The organism is Marinobacter sp. MIT932201 (genome assembly GCF_047123295.1).
In the GTDB taxonomy this organism is placed as follows: domain Bacteria; phylum Pseudomonadota; class Gammaproteobacteria; order Pseudomonadales; family Oleiphilaceae; genus Marinobacter; species Marinobacter salsuginis.
Genome location: NZ_CP138917.1, coordinates 3,155,557 through 3,172,291 on the forward strand (window position 1 = coordinate 3,155,557; position 16,735 = coordinate 3,172,291).

The 16,735-nt window shown below is 57.6% G+C and carries 18 protein-coding genes; 10 read left to right on the forward strand and 8 right to left on the reverse strand.

Annotated features, from left to right (window positions below):
* Window positions 1–85: 85 nt before the first annotated feature.
* Window positions 86–1,672, reverse strand: a complete 1,587-nt coding sequence (locus SIC15_RS14425; RefSeq protein WP_412536258.1) for an ABC-F family ATPase — start codon at window positions 1,670–1,672, stop codon at window positions 86–88.
* A 182-nt stretch (window positions 1,673–1,854) separates the two neighbouring features.
* On the opposite strand from SIC15_RS14425, the gene SIC15_RS14430 reads away from it, so the two are divergent.
* Both SIC15_RS14430 and SIC15_RS14435 read left to right on the forward strand, forming a co-directional pair.
* Window positions 1,855–2,133, forward strand: coding sequence for a peptidylprolyl isomerase (locus SIC15_RS14430; protein WP_153633784.1), 279 nt, complete (start codon window positions 1,855–1,857; stop codon window positions 2,131–2,133).
* A gap of 23 nt (window positions 2,134–2,156) precedes the next feature.
* Window positions 2,157–3,083, forward strand: a complete 927-nt coding sequence (locus SIC15_RS14435; protein ID WP_412536259.1) for a succinyl-CoA synthetase subunit beta — start codon at window positions 2,157–2,159, stop codon at window positions 3,081–3,083.
* On the opposite strand, the gene SIC15_RS14440 is transcribed toward SIC15_RS14435, so the two are convergent.
* On the reverse strand, window positions 3,080–4,153 hold the full coding sequence (locus tag SIC15_RS14440; RefSeq protein WP_412536260.1) for a M24 family metallopeptidase: 1,074 nt from the start codon (window positions 4,151–4,153) through the stop codon (window positions 3,080–3,082). The genes SIC15_RS14435 and SIC15_RS14440 overlap by 4 nt on opposite strands.
* Here SIC15_RS14440 and SIC15_RS14445 point away from each other — a divergent pair.
* Together SIC15_RS14445 and SIC15_RS14450 are read left to right on the forward strand one after the other, a co-directional pair.
* Window positions 4,115–4,228 (forward strand): hypothetical protein, encoded by a 114-nt coding sequence (locus tag SIC15_RS14445; RefSeq protein ID WP_412537625.1) that lies wholly within the window; start codon window positions 4,115–4,117, stop codon window positions 4,226–4,228. The two genes, SIC15_RS14440 and SIC15_RS14445, sit on opposite strands and share 39 nt — an antisense overlap.
* A gap of 130 nt (window positions 4,229–4,358) precedes the next feature.
* A complete protein-coding gene (locus tag SIC15_RS14450) occupies window positions 4,359–4,865 on the forward strand; it encodes an MBL fold metallo-hydrolase (RefSeq protein WP_412536261.1) in 507 nt (168 codons plus the stop codon).
* Window positions 4,866–4,931: 66 nt separating this feature from the next.
* On the opposite strand, the gene SIC15_RS14455 is transcribed toward SIC15_RS14450, so the two are convergent.
* Window positions 4,932–5,762 (reverse strand): DUF2059 domain-containing protein, encoded by an 831-nt coding sequence (locus tag SIC15_RS14455; protein WP_412536262.1) that lies wholly within the window; start codon window positions 5,760–5,762, stop codon window positions 4,932–4,934.
* Between the two features lie 201 nt (window positions 5,763–5,963).
* Between SIC15_RS14455 and SIC15_RS14460 the strand changes: the two genes are divergently transcribed.
* Window positions 5,964–6,569, forward strand: coding sequence for a hypothetical protein (locus SIC15_RS14460; RefSeq protein WP_227549345.1), 606 nt, complete (start codon window positions 5,964–5,966; stop codon window positions 6,567–6,569).
* Between the two features lie 6 nt (window positions 6,570–6,575).
* On the opposite strand, the gene SIC15_RS14465 is transcribed toward SIC15_RS14460, so the two are convergent.
* Window positions 6,576–7,475: a LysR substrate-binding domain-containing protein gene (locus tag SIC15_RS14465; RefSeq protein ID WP_412536263.1), complete on the reverse strand. Its 900-nt coding sequence runs from the start codon at window positions 7,473–7,475 to the stop codon at window positions 6,576–6,578.
* 129 nt (window positions 7,476–7,604) lie between these two features.
* Between SIC15_RS14465 and SIC15_RS14470 the strand changes: the two genes are divergently transcribed.
* On the forward strand, window positions 7,605–7,799 hold the full coding sequence (locus SIC15_RS14470; protein ID WP_069182926.1) for a hypothetical protein: 195 nt from the start codon (window positions 7,605–7,607) through the stop codon (window positions 7,797–7,799).
* A 116-nt stretch (window positions 7,800–7,915) separates the two neighbouring features.
* On the opposite strand, the gene SIC15_RS14475 is transcribed toward SIC15_RS14470, so the two are convergent.
* Window positions 7,916–9,598, reverse strand: a complete 1,683-nt coding sequence (locus SIC15_RS14475; protein ID WP_412536264.1) for an AMP-binding protein — start codon at window positions 9,596–9,598, stop codon at window positions 7,916–7,918.
* Between the two features lie 339 nt (window positions 9,599–9,937).
* Entirely contained in the window at window positions 9,938–10,366 is a 429-nt protein-coding gene (locus tag SIC15_RS14480) for an Lrp/AsnC family transcriptional regulator (RefSeq protein ID WP_069182924.1), read from the reverse strand.
* A gap of 117 nt (window positions 10,367–10,483) precedes the next feature.
* On the opposite strand from SIC15_RS14480, the gene SIC15_RS14485 reads away from it, so the two are divergent.
* Window positions 10,484–11,599, forward strand: coding sequence for an arginine N-succinyltransferase (locus SIC15_RS14485; RefSeq protein ID WP_412536265.1), 1,116 nt, complete (start codon window positions 10,484–10,486; stop codon window positions 11,597–11,599).
* Window positions 11,589–12,395, forward strand: coding sequence for a DUF1338 domain-containing protein (locus tag SIC15_RS14490; protein ID WP_153633792.1), 807 nt, complete (start codon window positions 11,589–11,591; stop codon window positions 12,393–12,395). Before SIC15_RS14485 ends, SIC15_RS14490 begins: the two co-directional genes overlap by 11 nt.
* A 22-nt stretch (window positions 12,396–12,417) precedes the next feature.
* Here the strand turns inward: SIC15_RS14490 and SIC15_RS14495 are convergent, their stop codons facing one another.
* Window positions 12,418–13,074, reverse strand: a complete 657-nt coding sequence (locus SIC15_RS14495; RefSeq protein ID WP_349342715.1) for a protein-L-isoaspartate(D-aspartate) O-methyltransferase — start codon at window positions 13,072–13,074, stop codon at window positions 12,418–12,420.
* 191 nt (window positions 13,075–13,265) lie between these two features.
* On the opposite strand from SIC15_RS14495, the gene SIC15_RS14500 reads away from it, so the two are divergent.
* Window positions 13,266–13,931 carry a hypothetical protein gene (locus SIC15_RS14500; RefSeq protein WP_069182920.1) on the forward strand — a complete coding sequence of 222 codons (666 nt, stop codon included), beginning with the start codon at window positions 13,266–13,268 and terminating at the stop codon, window positions 13,929–13,931.
* Window positions 13,932–13,946: 15 nt separating this feature from the next.
* Here SIC15_RS14500 and SIC15_RS14505 read toward each other — a convergent pair whose 3' ends face one another.
* Window positions 13,947–14,723: a TSUP family transporter gene (locus SIC15_RS14505; protein ID WP_412536266.1), complete on the reverse strand. Its 777-nt coding sequence runs from the start codon at window positions 14,721–14,723 to the stop codon at window positions 13,947–13,949.
* A gap of 96 nt (window positions 14,724–14,819) precedes the next feature.
* On the opposite strand from SIC15_RS14505, the gene SIC15_RS14510 reads away from it, so the two are divergent.
* Entirely contained in the window at window positions 14,820–16,697 is a 1,878-nt protein-coding gene (locus SIC15_RS14510; protein WP_412536267.1) for a methyl-accepting chemotaxis protein, read from the forward strand.
* The last annotated feature ends 38 nt before the right edge of the window (window positions 16,698–16,735 follow it).

Consider the following 16,735-nt stretch of genomic DNA (forward strand, 5'->3'; position numbering starts at 1 on the left):
ATGGACGTGCCGCAAGGAGCGTGTTTTGGACAGCCCTCCCCGGCTGCCCAGCCCCCAAATTTTGGGCTCAAAAAAACTCAGAGACTCAGGCGTATCCCTGACTCCGAAGATAATCATCATAAGAGCCGCTGAAATCAGTAATGCCGTCAGCCTTGAGCTCAATAATCCGGGTCGCAAGGGAAGACACAAACTCCCGATCATGGCTAACGAAAATCAGTGTACCCGGATAGTTCTCCAGCGCCAGGTTCAGCGCCTCGATGGACTCCATATCCAGGTGGTTCGTGGGCTCATCCATCAGCATCACATTGGGCTTCTGCAGAATCAGCTTGCCGAACAGCATCCGCCCCTGCTCGCCGCCTGAAATCACCCGCACCGATTTCCCGATGTCGTCCCCAGAAAACAGCATGCGGCCCAGAGTGCCACGCACTAGCTGTTCACCACCCTTGGTCCACTGCGCCATCCAGTCGGTCAGGGTTTCATCGTCGGCAAAGTCCGCCGTGTGATCCTGGGCGAAGTAGCCCACTTCCGCGCTGTCGGTCCACTTCACCTCGCCGCTGTCGGGGGTGTAGGCGCCGGCCAGGCATTGCAACAGGGTGGTCTTGCCGATGCCATTGGGGCCGATGATGGCGACACGCTCACCGGCTTCGATCTGAAAGTTCAGCTTGGACAGCACACATTCCTCACCGAAGCCTTTGTAGAGATCTTTCACGGTCACGGCCTGGCGGTGTAGCTTCTTGCCCTGCTCGAAACGGATAAACGGGCTCACCCGGCTTGAAAGCTTCACCTCTTCCAGCTGGATCTTGTCGATCTGGCGAGCGCGGGAGGTGGCCTGTTTGGCCTTGGAGGCGTTGGCGGAGAAGCGGCTGACGAACTGCTGCAGCTCGGCAATCTGGGCCTTCTTCTTGGCGTTGTCCGCCAGCATGCGCTCGCGGGCCTGGGTGGCGGCGGTCATGTACTCGTCGTAGTTGCCCGGGAACAGGCGCAGCTCGCCATAGTCCAGGTCCGCCATGTGGGTGCACACACTGTTCAGGAAATGGCGGTCGTGGGAAATGATGATCATGGTGCTGTTACGGGCCACCAGGATGTTTTCCAGCCAGCGGATGGTGTTGATGTCCAGGTGGTTGGTGGGCTCGTCCAGCAGCAGCACGTCCGGATCGGAAAAAAGGGCCTGGGCCAGCAGCACCCTCAGTTTCCAGCCCGGCGCGAGCGCACTCATGGGGCCGTTGTGCTGTTCCAGCGGGATATCGAGGCCCAGCAGTAGTTCACCGGCACGGGATTCAGCCGTATAGCCGTCCATTTCGGCGAACTGCACTTCCAGGTCCGCCACCACCATGCCGTCTTCTTCACTCATTTCCGGCAGGGAATAGATCCGGTCACGCTCTTTTTTGACGTTCCAGAGCTCTTCGTGGCCCATGATCACGGTATCGATGACCGAGCAATCCTCGTAGGCAAACTGGTCCTGTCGCAGTTTACCAAGACGGGTGTTGGGCTCCAGCATGACCTGCCCGGCGGAAGGCTCCAGGTCGCCGCCGAGGATTTTCATCAGCGTGGATTTGCCACAGCCGTTGGCCCCGATCAGGCCATAGCGGTTGCCGTTACCGAATTTGGCGGAGACGTTTTCAAACAGGGGTTTAGCCCCGAACTGCATGGTGATATTGGCGGTGGAGATCAAGAAACAAACCTGTCGATGTGGGGCCGGGCGAACGCCGGCGAAAAGAAAGCCGGCATTGTACAGGTTTGCCCGTTGGACTGTGAGGCCGCAGAAACACGGATAAAAAGGCTTGCCTCCGGCGAGCTGTGCGGGCAGCATTCCCGTTCTGATGTACCCATTCATCCGACACAAGGACATTGATCATGGCACAGGCAACAGCGCGCCACATTCTGGTAGAAAGCGAAGCAAAATGTGAAGAACTGAAGAAGGCGATTGAAGGCGGTCAGGACTTTGCCGAAGTGGCAAAGCAGCACTCCTCATGCCCCTCCGGCCGCAATGGCGGCGACCTGGGCTCCTTCGGCCCGGGCCAGATGGTGCCGGAGTTCGACAAGGCGGTGTTCAACAGCGAACTGAACACGGTTATCGGTCCGGTCAAGACCCAGTTTGGCTATCACCTGCTGGAAGTAACCAGCCGTAGCTGATGATTCCTGGTTTCATACCGGGAATGCCAACCGCCGGCCGGCAACTCCCGTTGCTGGCCAGTTTCGCTTCTCTGCTCATCGCGCCCTTCCTGTTTGTTGGCGGGCCTGACTGGGCCTCGGGGCCGCTCCTCAAGTCGGCCTGGAACCTCGGCCACATCCTTCTTTTTGCACTGCTGACAGTCGCAATAAGGCCCTGGCGCTGGCTGGGCGGCTGGCGGCTGTGGCTGGGCGTAACCGCAGTATTGCTTGCTGTCGGAATTGGAATCGAGCTGATCCAGGGCGACCACAACCGCGACATGGATGGGCGGGATCTGCTACGCAACCTGATTGGCAGTTGGTTGATTATCGCCTGGCGTCCGGTGTTTCTGCCGGGAACACGGGCTTCTGCCCGCCAGTGTCTGCTCGCGGCAACAGCCACCCTGCTATTGTGTTTTGAGTTGGGAGGCACCGGCATCGTAGCGGCCAGACAATGGCAGGTCCATCATCAGCTTCCCCAGCTTTACGACTTCAGTCATCAGAACCCGGAGCCCTTCTGGTCTGGCAATCCGGCAGTCTCTGGCAGCCATTCGGTCAATCACCCGCACAGCCTGAAGATTGCTCTGGGCACGGAAACCTACTCGGGTATCTCGCTCGATAACCTGCCGTCCGACTGGCGGGGTTTCGAGAGGCTGGTCATAACGCTGTTCAACCCCTCAACGGAACCACTGGCACTGACACTCCGAATCAATGACGTCGCCCACGACCGTAGTGAACATGCCTACAATGACCGCTACAACACTCGCCTGATCCTTGAGCCTGGCTTCAACACGTTCACCCGAAATCTGGCTGATATTGAAAACGCACCAGCCGACCGAACCATGGATATGTCGCAGATCAGGCGTATGGGACTCTTTGCCGTTCGCCTGCCCGAGCCGCGCACTGTTTATCTGTCAGACCTGCGGCTGGATTAACCAAGCGTCCAGGGGTTATCCGTGATCGGTTCCGCACCATCTTCGGTAACCAGAATGGTTTCACTACACCCAATGCCCCACTGCCCCGGAATGCGCAAGCAGATGGGAAGATGGAAGACCATGCCGGGTCGGAACTCCATATTGCCGCCCCTGGCGATAAAGCCCGAGCCCTCTACCCAGGAGGGTGGAAATTGTGCGCCCACCGTGTAGCCAAAGACGCCGGAGAAGAACACCTTGCCCGCCAATGGCTGGAGTGCTCTCTCTGCGTCCTGGGCGGCCTGATCGAAGGTTACCCCCGGGCGGACCGATGCCAGCAGAGTGTCGACAACCCGCCGACAGCCGTCATGTACCTTTCTCATTTCAGAAGAGGGCTCTGCCCCGGCCACGACGGTCTGCATCATCGGCGCGGTGTAGCGGTGCCAGGCTGATCCGAATTCCAGAAACACCGGATCGCCTTCCTGCACCACAGTGCGCTTGTGATTGCAGTGGATTACGCTGCTTCGACGCCCGGTCACGACAATCGGCTGCATACTCATAAACTCACTGCCAGCCTCCAGCAATGCCCGGGCACCTTCGGCGGCGATGTCATTGTCAGTGACACCCGGCTGGACCGCGGCCACGGCCGCCCTGAGACCTTCGGCGGTGATCCGCGCGCTTTCTCGCAAAAAACGGATTTCGGCATCCGACTTCACGATCCGGATCTGTTTCAACAGACCGCCGTTGTTCATAAACCTAACGCTTGCCATTCGTGCCTTCAGGCTTTCCAGCACGCCATAGCGCAGGGACCCGTGCCAGGCATCAATGCCCACCGTTTCCACGCCGTCGTTAAGGGCCTGGACCAGTGGTTCGAGCACTTCACCGATGCCTTCCCAGCGGTAGCCGCTGACCCGGGCAACCCGGGTGGTCACCATGGCTGGCCCCATTTCAATGGAAGGCACCTGCAATAGAAGGTCCTCCTGGGTAACCACCAGGGCCACATGCACAGACACCTCAAAGGTGCTGTAACCGGTCAGGTAAAAAATGTCGGAAGGATCAGTCAGCAGCAGCGCACCAAAATCCTCCCGGGCCATCCTGTCCCGGACACGGGCCAGACGCTCTGCAAGTTCCTGCTCTGGAAACGGACATTCCACCCCCCTCAATTGTGAGGACAAGGCTTTCTGATAGGCGTTGAAATCCATAACGGCACTCCTCACTGGCATATACTAGGGAGATTGGACCCTATTCCAGCTTTGCACAAATCCCACTCACCGAATAATTCATCAATCGGGAGACCCCATGGGCCGCAAGCAACAGAGCGATGGTGCTGTCCAGGTCAGCGTCGAGCTGGGCGCCCTGACCAACGTTACCAGCGATCCGCAAGTGGCAGTGCGTGCAGGGCCCGTGGTCGCGTCCCTCGTGAACGGTGTTTGCGGTGACCCTTTATTGCAGCTCAGGCTCCTGCATCAAGCCCGCAGTCTTCTGTTTGATCTGGGCGATACCGGGCGCATGCCACTCCGGTCTGCGCACCAGGTAACTGACGTTTTCATCAGTCATTGCCACGCCGACCATATCGGAGGATTCATGTGGTTTCTGCGCAGCCGGATCGGTCACTTCCCGCCCTGCCGGCTGTTCGGACCACCAGGGTTGGTGCGGCACATCACCGGAATGATCAACGGTATTCTGTGGGATCGCGTGGAGGATCGGGGCCCGAGATTCGTGGTTCACGAATGGCACGGCGAACGCATCACCTTACCACCAGGGCGTGTGCCGACATCGCCAACGAGGCGAACGTTCGGCAACTGATTGCATTCCACTTTTCCCATCGCTATGAGCGCAAACGGGACGACGTCTACAGGGAGCTTGCAGGATTCACTGACCGCCTGGCGATTCCGGACTGAGAAACCGCGACATCTGCTTGCCGATACTCTCCACCGGCTCGGTAATTGCCTGCTGAATGCTGTTGGTCACAACCTTCGAGAAGGCTGAACCGGCCGGACTCTCGAGAAACTCCAGGTACAGGCCCATCTCCTGTGCACCGATGTTCTGGTAGGTGTACAGATAGCTGTCGTAAACCTGCTGGCCAACAACACCCCTGAGCATGCTGCGCTGGCTTTCAATGCGCTGGCGCAGCTGTTCATAATTGGCCGAATCACTGCTGAACGCCGCCATCGCAGTTGCCAGACCGAGCTGGACTGCGATAGTGGTATCTACCGCGCTCTCTGTTGCCCGGGCCGCCCGATCAAACCGATCGAACATGTCCGCTCTGCGAGTACCTTTGTACTGGCTGTTCAGCTCTGCAGCTCTGGCCTGGATTTCCTGCCAGGCAGAGGGCTCGGAAGCCGCAATCTCGGCGGCGGAGATCTTTTTGGCCATGGGGGTTTCGTACCAGTCATGAACGGCCTGAAGCTGCGAGTCGGTGAGGCTGGCTTGCAGATTGTTAACGATCTGCTTCTCGATATCCACCGAGTTGAAGCCGCTGCTGACAATGTTGCCGATGGTATTGGCCATCATCGGAGGGAGCTGACCATTCTGCTTCAGCCCCTCACGGATGCCCTGGCTCATCATGGCCGGGTAGCGGGCCACAATGTCGTCAACAGGCGATACTGCCAGCACCTCCTGGGCATCCGGCGCCGCCTGGGCAGTACCGGTCATCAGCAGGGCTGTGACTAAAAGAGGTTTAATTAGGGGAAATCGCATCATCTACCTATCATCCAGAACGTGTCGTTGATTCCCTTATGCCATGGGTGTGATGCATGCGGCAAGCAATCCCGGGGGGCCGGAGATGACGGTTTGGTAGGAATACGGAAAACACCTCGCCGGCGAAACAGAGGCCGGCGCACAACTCTGGAGATCTGGAAAAGCCGGGCCAGATGGTATGGGCTCCCGATACTCGGTCTGTTGATGGGCACCTGGGCAACCCTTCGCTTCAGCCTTCTGGCACCGGATCCCCCGGCAAATCCCGAAGATGTCTGCGAAATTTTCCGGGAGCACCCCGTCTGGTACGACTACGCCAGCGAATCCGAGCAACGCTGGGGCACCCCCATCGCCACCCAGATGGCGTTCGTCTACTACGAATCCTCATTCCGCAGTCATGCCCGGCCGCCACGAACCTTGCTGTGGGGATTTATCCCCTGGACCAGGCCAACAACAGCCTACGGGTATGCCCAGGCACTAGACCCTGCCTGGCAGGAATATCTCGTAGCCAACGGCGAGGGCTGGTTTACCGTGCGAACCGACATGGAATACGCGCTGGATTTCGTAGGCTGGTACAACCAGCTGAGCCACCAACAGCTGGGTATTCCCTATTCAGCACCCAGGAAGCTGTATCTTGCCTACCATGAGGGCCGTGGAGGGTACGCTCGCAGGAGTTTCGAGCAAAAGCCGGCCGTCATGAACCTGGCGGGACGGGTGCAGAACCGGGCCTTCCGATATGACAATCAGCTCAAAACCTGCGAGCAGGAGTTCCAGTGCTGGCGCTGGTACCAGTTCTGGCCATTTTGCGGCTGATGCGGGCTACAAAGTCGAAGAAATCTCCAGTTGGGACTCCAGAGCCTGAAGTCGTTCAACCAGATATTCCATGACGATGCGAACCCGGGCCATTTGCTGGGTGTCCTGATTGACATGCAGCCACAGATCAACACTCTCACCTTCCAGCGGGTCCGACAAGCGGCGCAGTTCGCGGGTGCTCTCTCCCAGATAGCAGGGCAAAACCGCCAGCCCGGCACCAGCTTTCGCCAGAGCATGCATGGATTGCAAGCTGTTGCAGCGAATGAAAGAAGTGACATTTTTCAGGTGCTTCCTGTACCACCGGCCAGTGGCCAGATGGCTAAAGGTTTCATCCGGCAGGATCCAGAGACAACCTTCCGGGTGATTCTCGATGTCCATATTGCGGTGACGCCGGCAATAACGCGCAGACCCATAAACGGCAGACTCGATAGCCGCAATCCGCTCGCCTTCGAGCGTTGCCTGGGGCTTGTTTTCCGATCGCAGGGTGAGGTCGGCTTCGCGATGACTCAGATTGGCCACGTCGTTGTCGGTCAGGGTTTCCAGTTCTATGTCCGGAAACTCGCGCACCAGCTCGGCGAGGATCGGGCTGAGCAATGCATTCATCATTGCGTCTTCGGCCGCCAACCTCACTTTGCCGACCGGCGCCGAATCCTGCCCAACCAGTTTACGCTCGAGATTTTCCATCTCGATGGCCAGCCGCTCGGCCTCCCGAAACGCGGTTTCGCCCACCGGCGTCAGATGCAATCCATCCCGGCTACGTTCAAAAAACTGCACACCCATCGACTCTTCCATCTGATCGAGTCGACGCAAAACTGTGGTTTGGTGCACACCCAGTAATTCTCCGGCTTTGGCAAGTGTTCCACCCATTGCCAGAGCCCTTATGTATCGAAGATAATCCCAGTCCATAGCTACTGCATATTTGCAACGTGAGTAGGGATTTTAACGTATTTGAGCTGCAAATAAGAACCCTTAGAATCGTCTGTAAATTAAAGGTAGATCGCTAATCAATTCACCAGAAATAAGGAGGAAGGCGCTATGACTCAGAACCATATCGCAACCGTAAACCCGCTGCCGTCCAGTATCCTCCACAACAGTGCTGAGGTCAGGCGCCAGTATACCCGTGCTGCAGCAAAGCAGGCGGTACAGTTTGTCAGTCGTAAGATGCGGAACTTCAACCGGAAAGCAGCGAACGTTGCTCCGGACATGAGCCAGATGCAGGGCGGCCACTAAACGGCAGCTGGGTCTGGCATGAGCGGGGAGATCGCTCAGGCTGAGAACAGAAAGAACATAAGGATTTGAAAACGCCGGTGGTACCCTTGGGGCCACCGGCGTTTTGCGTTAGCGGATCAGAATTCCCAGACGACTTTCCTCTTCTGGCTGAACCAGTCGTCCATCTTTTGGTTGTAGAAGTCCTCAATCACGTTCCGCTTGATCTTCATGGTCGGCGTCAGCATGCCGTTTTCCATGGTCCAGGGCTCCCGGACCACAACCACAAAGGCGACCTTCTCGTGGGACTCGCACTCCGCGTTCACCGCGTCCAGCTCGGCCGCGAGTTCCTGCTCCAGCTCACCGCGATCAGCGCCGGTTTCCAGTTCATCCCGGGCTTCCTCGGAAAGCAGGACCATCAGGCAAGGCTGAGGCTGGTTCGCGCCAGCGACACAGACCACCTCGGCCTTGGGATGATTGAAGCGGTTTTCGATGGGCACCGGAACCACGTACTTGCCCTTGGACGTTTTGAACAGATCTTTTACCCGGCCAGTGATCCGGAGGGTACCGTCCCGGTCAATTTCACCCATATCTCCGGTTTTCAGGAAGCCATCTTCGGTGAGGTCCTCTTTGGTTTTCTCCTCATTCTTGTAATAGCCAAGCATCTGACCTGGGCTTTTCACCTGGACTTCACCGCCCTCGCCGATACGGTGTTCCACTCCAGGGTTAGCCATCCCCACAGAGCCAGCACGGGCCTGCCCGGGCCGGTTGGCATGGGAATACCCGAAGTTTTCCGACATCCCGTACACTTCCAGAAGCTCCAGCCCGAGATTGCGATACCAGTTGACGATATCCGCTGACAGCGGCGCCGCGCCGGTAAGGGCTGCCCGGCAATAGTCCAGTCCCAGCTGTTTCAGAACCTTCTTTTTGACCAGACCGCTGATAATGGGCAGGTTGAAGAGCAGCTTCTGCTTCTTCGGAGGCAATTTGGCGTTAACCCCCAGATAGAACTTCATCCACAGGCGAGGTACCGAGAAAAACAGGGTCGGCCTTGCCCGCTGCAGGTCTTCCTGGAAGGTATCCAGCGAATTCGCAAAGTAGAGATGGAATCCGTAATAGAGGGACTGCGTTTCAACCGCTGCGCGCTCCGCCACATGAGCCAGGGGCAGATAGGACAGCATGCGTTCTTCAGAGGAAACCGGGAACAGCTGCTGCAGGCCATCGGCCACCGAAATCATGGTGCGGAAACTGTGCATGACGCCTTTGGGACGGCCGGTGCTGCCCGAGGTATACACAATGGTGGCCAGGTTGTCCGGATCCGGCAATTTGGGCTCTGCCGGTTGCTGGTCGGTGATGATATCCAGCCATTTCGGGGTGTCGTCCCGTGGCGACATGGGCAGCGAAATGATCGGTAGGTCGTCCGGAATGTGGTTCTTGATGTCGTTCCAGCCGTCCGCAGTGCCATCCAGTTTGCCGAGGAACAATAACTTTGCCTCACTGTGCTCAAGCACGTAAGCGGCCGTGTCACCGTTGAGCGTGGGATAGAGCGGCACGGAAACGTGGCCCGCCGCCCAGATCGCCAGGTCGGCCAGGATCCAGTGCGCACTGTTCTTGCCGAGGATACTGATATTGCTGGGCTCGGGCAGTTCCAGGCTGTTCAGGTAAGCGGCCATCCTGGACACCTGGTCGGCAGCCTGTTTCCAGGTAATATCCTCGACACGGCCATCCGGGTACGGCTGGGTAAGATAAACGTTATCGGGGGTTTCCTCTGCCCAGTAGTACAGGCAATGGAGTGAGGTCTGCTTCCGGGGATCTACCGCCATAAACGGCTCCTTTTTGTTATTTTACTTTATGTTTTGGTTTGCAATTCCTGTTCATACTAGCGTCATTTCAGACCCGCTCAATAGCATTTAGTGCCCGCACGATTGGCAAATTAATCCTCGTCTGAGAGCTGTTCCTCAAAATTTTTCGTAACATTTGTCAAGTTTGAGCTACTGTGAATAGTGTGACTCCACTTTCCGAGCAAATTGGATATGGCCATGAGCAAAGCAAAACGTTCGTTTTTGATCTTTCCCGCCTGGGGCATCATTCTTCTTGGTTCGGGTGCCTTCTTCTACAGTGCCTACGCCGGAATGCTGGGGTCCTGATCGGAGCAGGCTTTTCTAGCGTCGGAACCGGGTTTCGAGGACCACGGCAGAGTTGGTCCTCTCAACCCCTTCCAGATTGCCGATGTCATCCAGCACAGCGCTCAGCTCCTCCAGGGACTGGGCCTGCACGATGGCAATCAGGTCGTACTCTCCGCTCACCGAGAACAGCTGCGAAACCTGGCTGATCCCCTCCAGTGCGGCATTGGTCCGGCTGGTCAGTTTCTGGAAAACCTTGATCGATACATGCGCCTCCACCTGGCTGGCAGAAAACTCCCCACCCAACTGCACCGAGTAGCCGCGGATCACCCCGCTGGCCTCCAACCGGGCGATGCGATTCTGTACCGTTGACCGTGACACATGCATGGCCTTCGCCAGCTCGGTAATACTGGCCCGGGCATTCTGCCTCAGCAGCATCAATAGCTTCTGATCCTGAGAACTGATCATTCTGCCAAAACTCCTTATCAATTTGCCGTTATTGTAGACCATTTCGACCGTTATGCAGCTGCAATCTGGCAGCCTCGCCTTTCATACTGAGCCGAAACAATGCTCAGGATCCTCGCCATGATAATTCGACCAATCGCCCCCAGGGATCTCGATGCCCTGGAACAGATCGCCACTGAATCCGGCCCTGGCTTCACCTCCCTGATGCCGGATCGCGATGCCCTGAGTCGAAAGATCGATCACTCGGTGGAAAGCTTCGCCCGAACGGTAACGAAGCCAGGCGATGAACATTATCTTTTCGTGCTGGAGGACAGCACGACCGGCGATATTATGGGCACCACCGGAATTGAAGCCGCCGCTGGCGTCAACCGCCCTCTCGTCCATTTTCGTCGCAATGCCGTTATTCATCACGCAGAAGATCGACAGAAACGTCAGATTGAGGAAAGCCTGACTCGTTGCCAGCACTACACCGGTTGCACCGAGGTCTGTTCGCTGTACCTTCGGCCTGAATTTCGACGGGCCAATGCCGGCAAACTGCTCTCCAGGGTGCGTTTTCTCTTCATGGCCCTGCACCCGGAGCGGTTCGCAGACACCGTGATCGCAGAAATGCGCGGTGTTTCAGATGCTTCTGGCCAATCTCCGTTCTGGGACTGGCTCAGGCACCAGGTGGCGGATCTGGATTTCATGTCTGCAACACAGCTGGCCTGCTGCGGCCAGAGCGGCTTCATTGACCGCTTCATCCCCGCCACGCCCTTGTATCTCCGGCAGATGACCAGTGAAGCCATCGCGGCTATCGGCCAGGTGCACGAGGATACCCGTGCGGCACGGCATATGCTGGAACGCGAAGGCTTTCGCCACCGGGGGTTCGTGGATCTTCTGGACGGCGGACCGACCCTGGAGTGCCGCAGATCAGACATTGCCAGCGTGCGGGAAACCTTCCTGGCAAACACCGTGACCGGGCAACAGGATCCGGCGGACAATTCGGGAGGAACCGGTAAATCCGCTATAGTTGCCAATGCCAGTTGTTCAGAATTCAGGGCTACGGTGACCGATCAGGTCTGGCCGACCGCATACAGCAATGACCTTGTGGTGGAACCGCAAATCGCAAATCAACTGGACCTTGGCGACGGCAGTCTGGTGTGCTGCCTGCCCCTGGGCCAGACCAGCAAGCAGTCACAGAAGCGCCAACCGCCCCGTCACAAACAGGCTAATGAGGAGATTCGCTATGCATACTGATCCGGACACCCTGTTCGAGAGGCTATGGGAGTCCTATCGGCAGGTGACCCCCTCTGCCGAACGTATACATAAAATCCTGGGCGCCGAAGAGGGGCAGGCCATCGTCAACGATCATATTGCGCTTCGCACCTTCAATCTGGATCCGGTGCGCCTGGACGCCCTGGCCGAGCACTTTCTCAGCCTCGGCTACCGTCAGGGCGGTGAATACCATTTCGAGGCTAAGAAACTCTATGCCAGGCATTATGAGCACCCCTCCCTGGAGCTTCCCAAGGTTTTCATCTCCGAGCTGCTGGTGGAGCAATGTTCGCCGGAGTTACAGTCTGTGGTGAAGCGGCTTGTTGAACAGGTAAGGCCGGAAGCGGTTGCCGCCGATGATTTCCTGTATTCGGGGCGCCACTGGCAAGTCGATTACGGCACCTACCGCGAGTTGATGAAGGAAAGCGAATACGCGGCCTGGATGGCCGCCTGGGGCTATCGCGCCAACCATTTCACGGTCAGCATCAACCATCTGGACCAGTTCCGCTCGGTGCCGGAAATCAACCAGTTGCTGAAAGCTCATGGCTACAAGGTAAATGCATCTGGCGGGGAGGTGAAGGGCTCGCCGGAAGACCTGCTGGAGCAATCATCAACCATGGCTGACCGTGTACCTGTGGCGTTTGCCGACCAGACAGTGACCATACCCAGCTGTTTCTACGAGTTTGCCCTGCGTTATCCGAAACCCGATGGCCAGCTCTACTCGGGTTTCGTGGCGGCATCCGCCGACAAGATCTTCGAAAGCACAAACGCTGGCAGCTGATCCAGCGCGTCAGATCTGACTGTCAAGACCACCCCTGCTCGCCGAGCAGGGGGACAAACCTCACCGCGCCCAGGTTATCGGTCCGGAATCCATCCTCTGCCAGGCGGGTAACGCGCATTAGTGTTTGCACGGAATGCTCCGAGCCCACCGGAATGACCAGGTGCCCGCCAACTGCAAGCTGATGCTTTAACGAATCGGGCACAGCTGGCGCGCCCGCAGCCACGACGATACCGTCGTAAGGCTGGTGCTCCGGCCACCCCATGGTGCCGTCGCCGCAGCAAACCTCGACATTGTCAAACCCCTCGGCGGCAAGCGTACGGGCAGCGCGATCGGCCAGTTCCTCTACCCGTTCAATACTGAACACCTCACCGGCAATGCACCCTAGAACCGCGGCGGCATACCCGGAGCCGGTACCTATGTCGAGAACCCTTTCCCCGCCCTCCAGGTCCAGGGCTTCTGTCATTAACGCTACGATATAAGGCTGAGAAATGGTCTGTCCGGCCCCGATGGGCAGGGGGCTGTCATCGTAGGCGCAGTCCCGCATGCGCTCGGGAACGAAGCGTTCACGTGCCACCCGGCCCATGGCCTCCAGCACCAGCGGCGACTCGATTCCCCGGGCACGAAGCTGATAATCCACCATGGAAGCTCTGCGCGATTCGAAGCCATTATCCCGATTCATTGTCTTGATCCCTTCCCGTGGTCTGGCTGATTACCGGAAGTTACAAAGCAGTAACTTTTTTACAACGGCGCACCCAACATTATCTGACTACTTTTTAGTCACCGGCAATGACAGATACAACTACCGAACGCCAAAAACAACAAACGTGCAACGGGAAGGAACACCGGGAACCCCGTTGTCGAGGAGGAGAAATGTCAACATCCGTGAACCATCTTGACGAGCGCACGCGGGATTCCTCCGATTTGCTCGAAGAGATCATGCCCTCAGCCATCACCCTTGCCATGATGCTTCGCCACCGGAAAATGGCGGCCTGGCTGCGTACCGAATTTGACGGCTACCAGGATGTTGCAGCCGCACCGCCCTACCGGCGTGGTTTGCACGGACACATCGTTGCCAAATCTCCCCAATACGGCTGGATTCCTGCACCGGTAGATGATCAGCAAAAAGAGGAATTCGGTTACATGGATCTGCCCGAGGGGGTAAAAGCCCTTGAGAAAATCTGCGTGAACTGCAAAAAGGGCAACGGCAACCGGGTGCTGCTGGAAAAAGACGAGATGGCGGTGCTGCAGAAGCAGATCAATCTGACGGCCGAACTGGCCATCAATCTGAGCCGCGACGCCTATTGCAGGTTGCTTAGAACCGTTCGCGCCGCGATCTACCTCTGGACCCAGGACCTCATGGCCGAGGGTATTGCCGGAGAACACAATCACTACAGCCCGGATGAGCGGGCTAAAGTGGCCCACCTGGATGAACCCGAGAAATTCTGGCGACGGGCCATGGAGGAAGTCGACAACCTCCCGATTCCGGACGTACGAGAGGTTGGGTTCTTCGAGAGGGTGTTCGGACGCGCGGGCTGAAGCCCGCCACTCCGCTTACCACAAGACGCTGACAATCCCGATGCTGCTCACCAGCAGCAGCACCGTACCCAACAACCGGAAGAAGACCGGAGTCTCTGCCCGGAGAATCCGGTCGTGAGCGTAAAGCCCTATGACATGGCCCACCGCGGCACAGGGCAACAGCCAGAGGTGGTGGATAAGCTGAAGATCGACGCCGGCCCACACGAAAGCGGCCATTTTGATCAGCACCAGAATAAACCACAGGGCAAACAAGGTGTCCCTGAGTTTCTCTTTCGGCAAATGCTGGGCTGCCACGGCTATGATCAGGGGGGCGCCGATCAGGGATGTGCCGCTGATGTAGCCCCCCAGCATCAGGAAGATCGCATCCACCGTTTTGCTGCCACTGCGGAACGGCCGGTTTACGATGTAGGAGACCGAATAAAGCGCCACGATCACGAATATGATGACGCTGAGAATGTCGGACGGCATAGTAATCAGGCCAAACACGCCAATCAGCTTGGGCACGATCATGATGCCGAGAATTCGCCAGAGGTATTGCCAGTCGACGGTTCCCGTTCCCGCCTGACGTTGCTCACCCGACCCTCTGCAGTTGTTCATCCAGATGGTCAGGGAAGAAAACACAAGAAGATGAACCGCAATGATCGGCAAGAAGACCAACGGTTGATCCAGAACCAGCAGCAGGAATGGCAGGGACAGAACGGCACCACCAAATCCCAGCCCGGAACGGACAAAACCACTCCAGACGAAAATCAGTGCAATCAGCAGATATTGGTAAATTGCGAGATCAGACATGGATTCCCGGTTGTCGTCAAAAGGGCCGTCATTTGTCCGGAACTGGTCTAAACTCAGCTATTTGCGAAGAAAAATAACATTGTCCGGAGGATGAGAATGGCCCTGTCATGGAAACAGAAGTTCCTGTTGTTGATTGTTGCCACACTGATTGGCCTGGCCATTGCCACACTGGCATCACTGAGCGGTCTTGGCAGGGTATCGGACGCGTACGAGGCCCAAAGCGAAGCGAGAGCCTACGAATCAGCATCCCTCACCCTGCTGAACGACTGGCTGGGTCTCGAGAGAATGAGCGAAAGCCTGGAGCCAAACCAGGTTGAAACCTATCAGGAGCGGCTGGCGTCACTGGCCACCCAGTCATCGGCACTCAATGAATCAGCGCAAACCCTCCCGGGCGACGCCGTAAAGACCACGGCACAACAAATCCACAAACAGGTTGCGGAGTATACCCGACTTCGCACGCAATGGCTGGCCCTGAGCCAACAACTCGGGCTCACGCCGTCGGATGGCCTGAGAGCAACGATGTTAAGTGCGATTGATGAGAGGCTCCGTCAAATCAGCATCTCGATCTTCAACGACGACATCAACACCATCGCCTCTACCTACCGCGATTACCTGGCAACCTTCGACGCGACCTACGCCCAGACCACACGGGAAGCATTGGAGCGGATGCAGGCCACGGTCACAGAAATGGATTGGCAGGAAATCGACATTGGCAAGGCGGTACAGGCCTTCGACGATGCCTTTTCCGACGCCGAGACGCTGATCGCGGATCTGTCCGCCATCGAGAACCAGCTCGCGAGCGCCGGCACTCGAATCAGGAATCTTATCTCAGAACAGAACACCCTGCTCCGCCGGGAGATTATCGTGGCAACGAGCGAACAGGCTGACGCAGCCAGGACAGCCTCAACATGGCTCATCGTTGCAACCGCCGCAGCGGTCGTCATCATCCTCGTACTCACACTCACGACGGCCTCCAGCACCCTGGTCAGGCGACTCAATGAGACCGTAAACCTGCTGACCCGGGTTGCTGGCGGGGACCTCAGCCAACGCGTCGAGCCGGGCCGCAATCCGAATGATGAATTCAATCGCCTTGGCCAGGCGGCCAACAAAATGCTGGACGATGTCTCGGATGTTATCGGCCAGGTCGTCGAGGGTAATCGGACGCTGTCAGTGCTTCAGACCGAACTGAACGCACTGATCGATCAGATGGGAAAAAACGGCGAACAGGTCGAAGATGAAACCGAGCAAACGGCGACGGCGGTTCAGGAGATCTCCCACACCGCAGTGGATATTGCCCAGTATACCCAATCCGTCAATGACGCCGTTCAGAGCGCCAACGGGGCCGCCCATTCCGGTGCCGAGGTGGTCAGGCGCAGCGCCAAAACCATGACCGAACTTGCCGAGCGGATTCAGAAAACCCACGATCAGGTAAGCCAGCTGAGCAAAACCGGAGAGAAGGTCAACTCTATCGTCGGCGTCATTAACGGTCTCGCTGAGCAGACCAACCTGCTGGCTCTCAATGCCGCTATCGAGGCCGCAAGAGCCGGCGAGGCCGGGCGAGGCTTTTCTGTTGTGGCAGACGAAGTTCGATCCCTGGCAGAAAAAACCGTATCTGCAACTAATGGCATCGCCGACATCGTGGAGTCACTGAACCGTGAAACCCAGGCGATATCCGGACTAATGAAAGAGGGCCTCAAGTCCGCCGGCGAGGGTGAGGAAAGTTCAAAAGAGGCGGCCCATTCGATCGAGCAGATCACCAGCTCCATCCAACAACTGGCGGGGGATATGAACCAGGTGGTGTCGTCGGTTGAGGGGATATCAACCACCACCGAGGAAATCGCCCAGAAAGTTGAGCAGATTCACGGCCACACCCGAGAAACCGCGGATATCCGCCAAAAGCTCAACGCCCACATCGAGCGACTGTCGGCCCAGGTAACAGCCTTGACCCAGGCCTCCCAGGGCTTTCGGCTCTGACTCGCTGAAACAGCGGTTGCGCGGGCGGTTTACAGAGG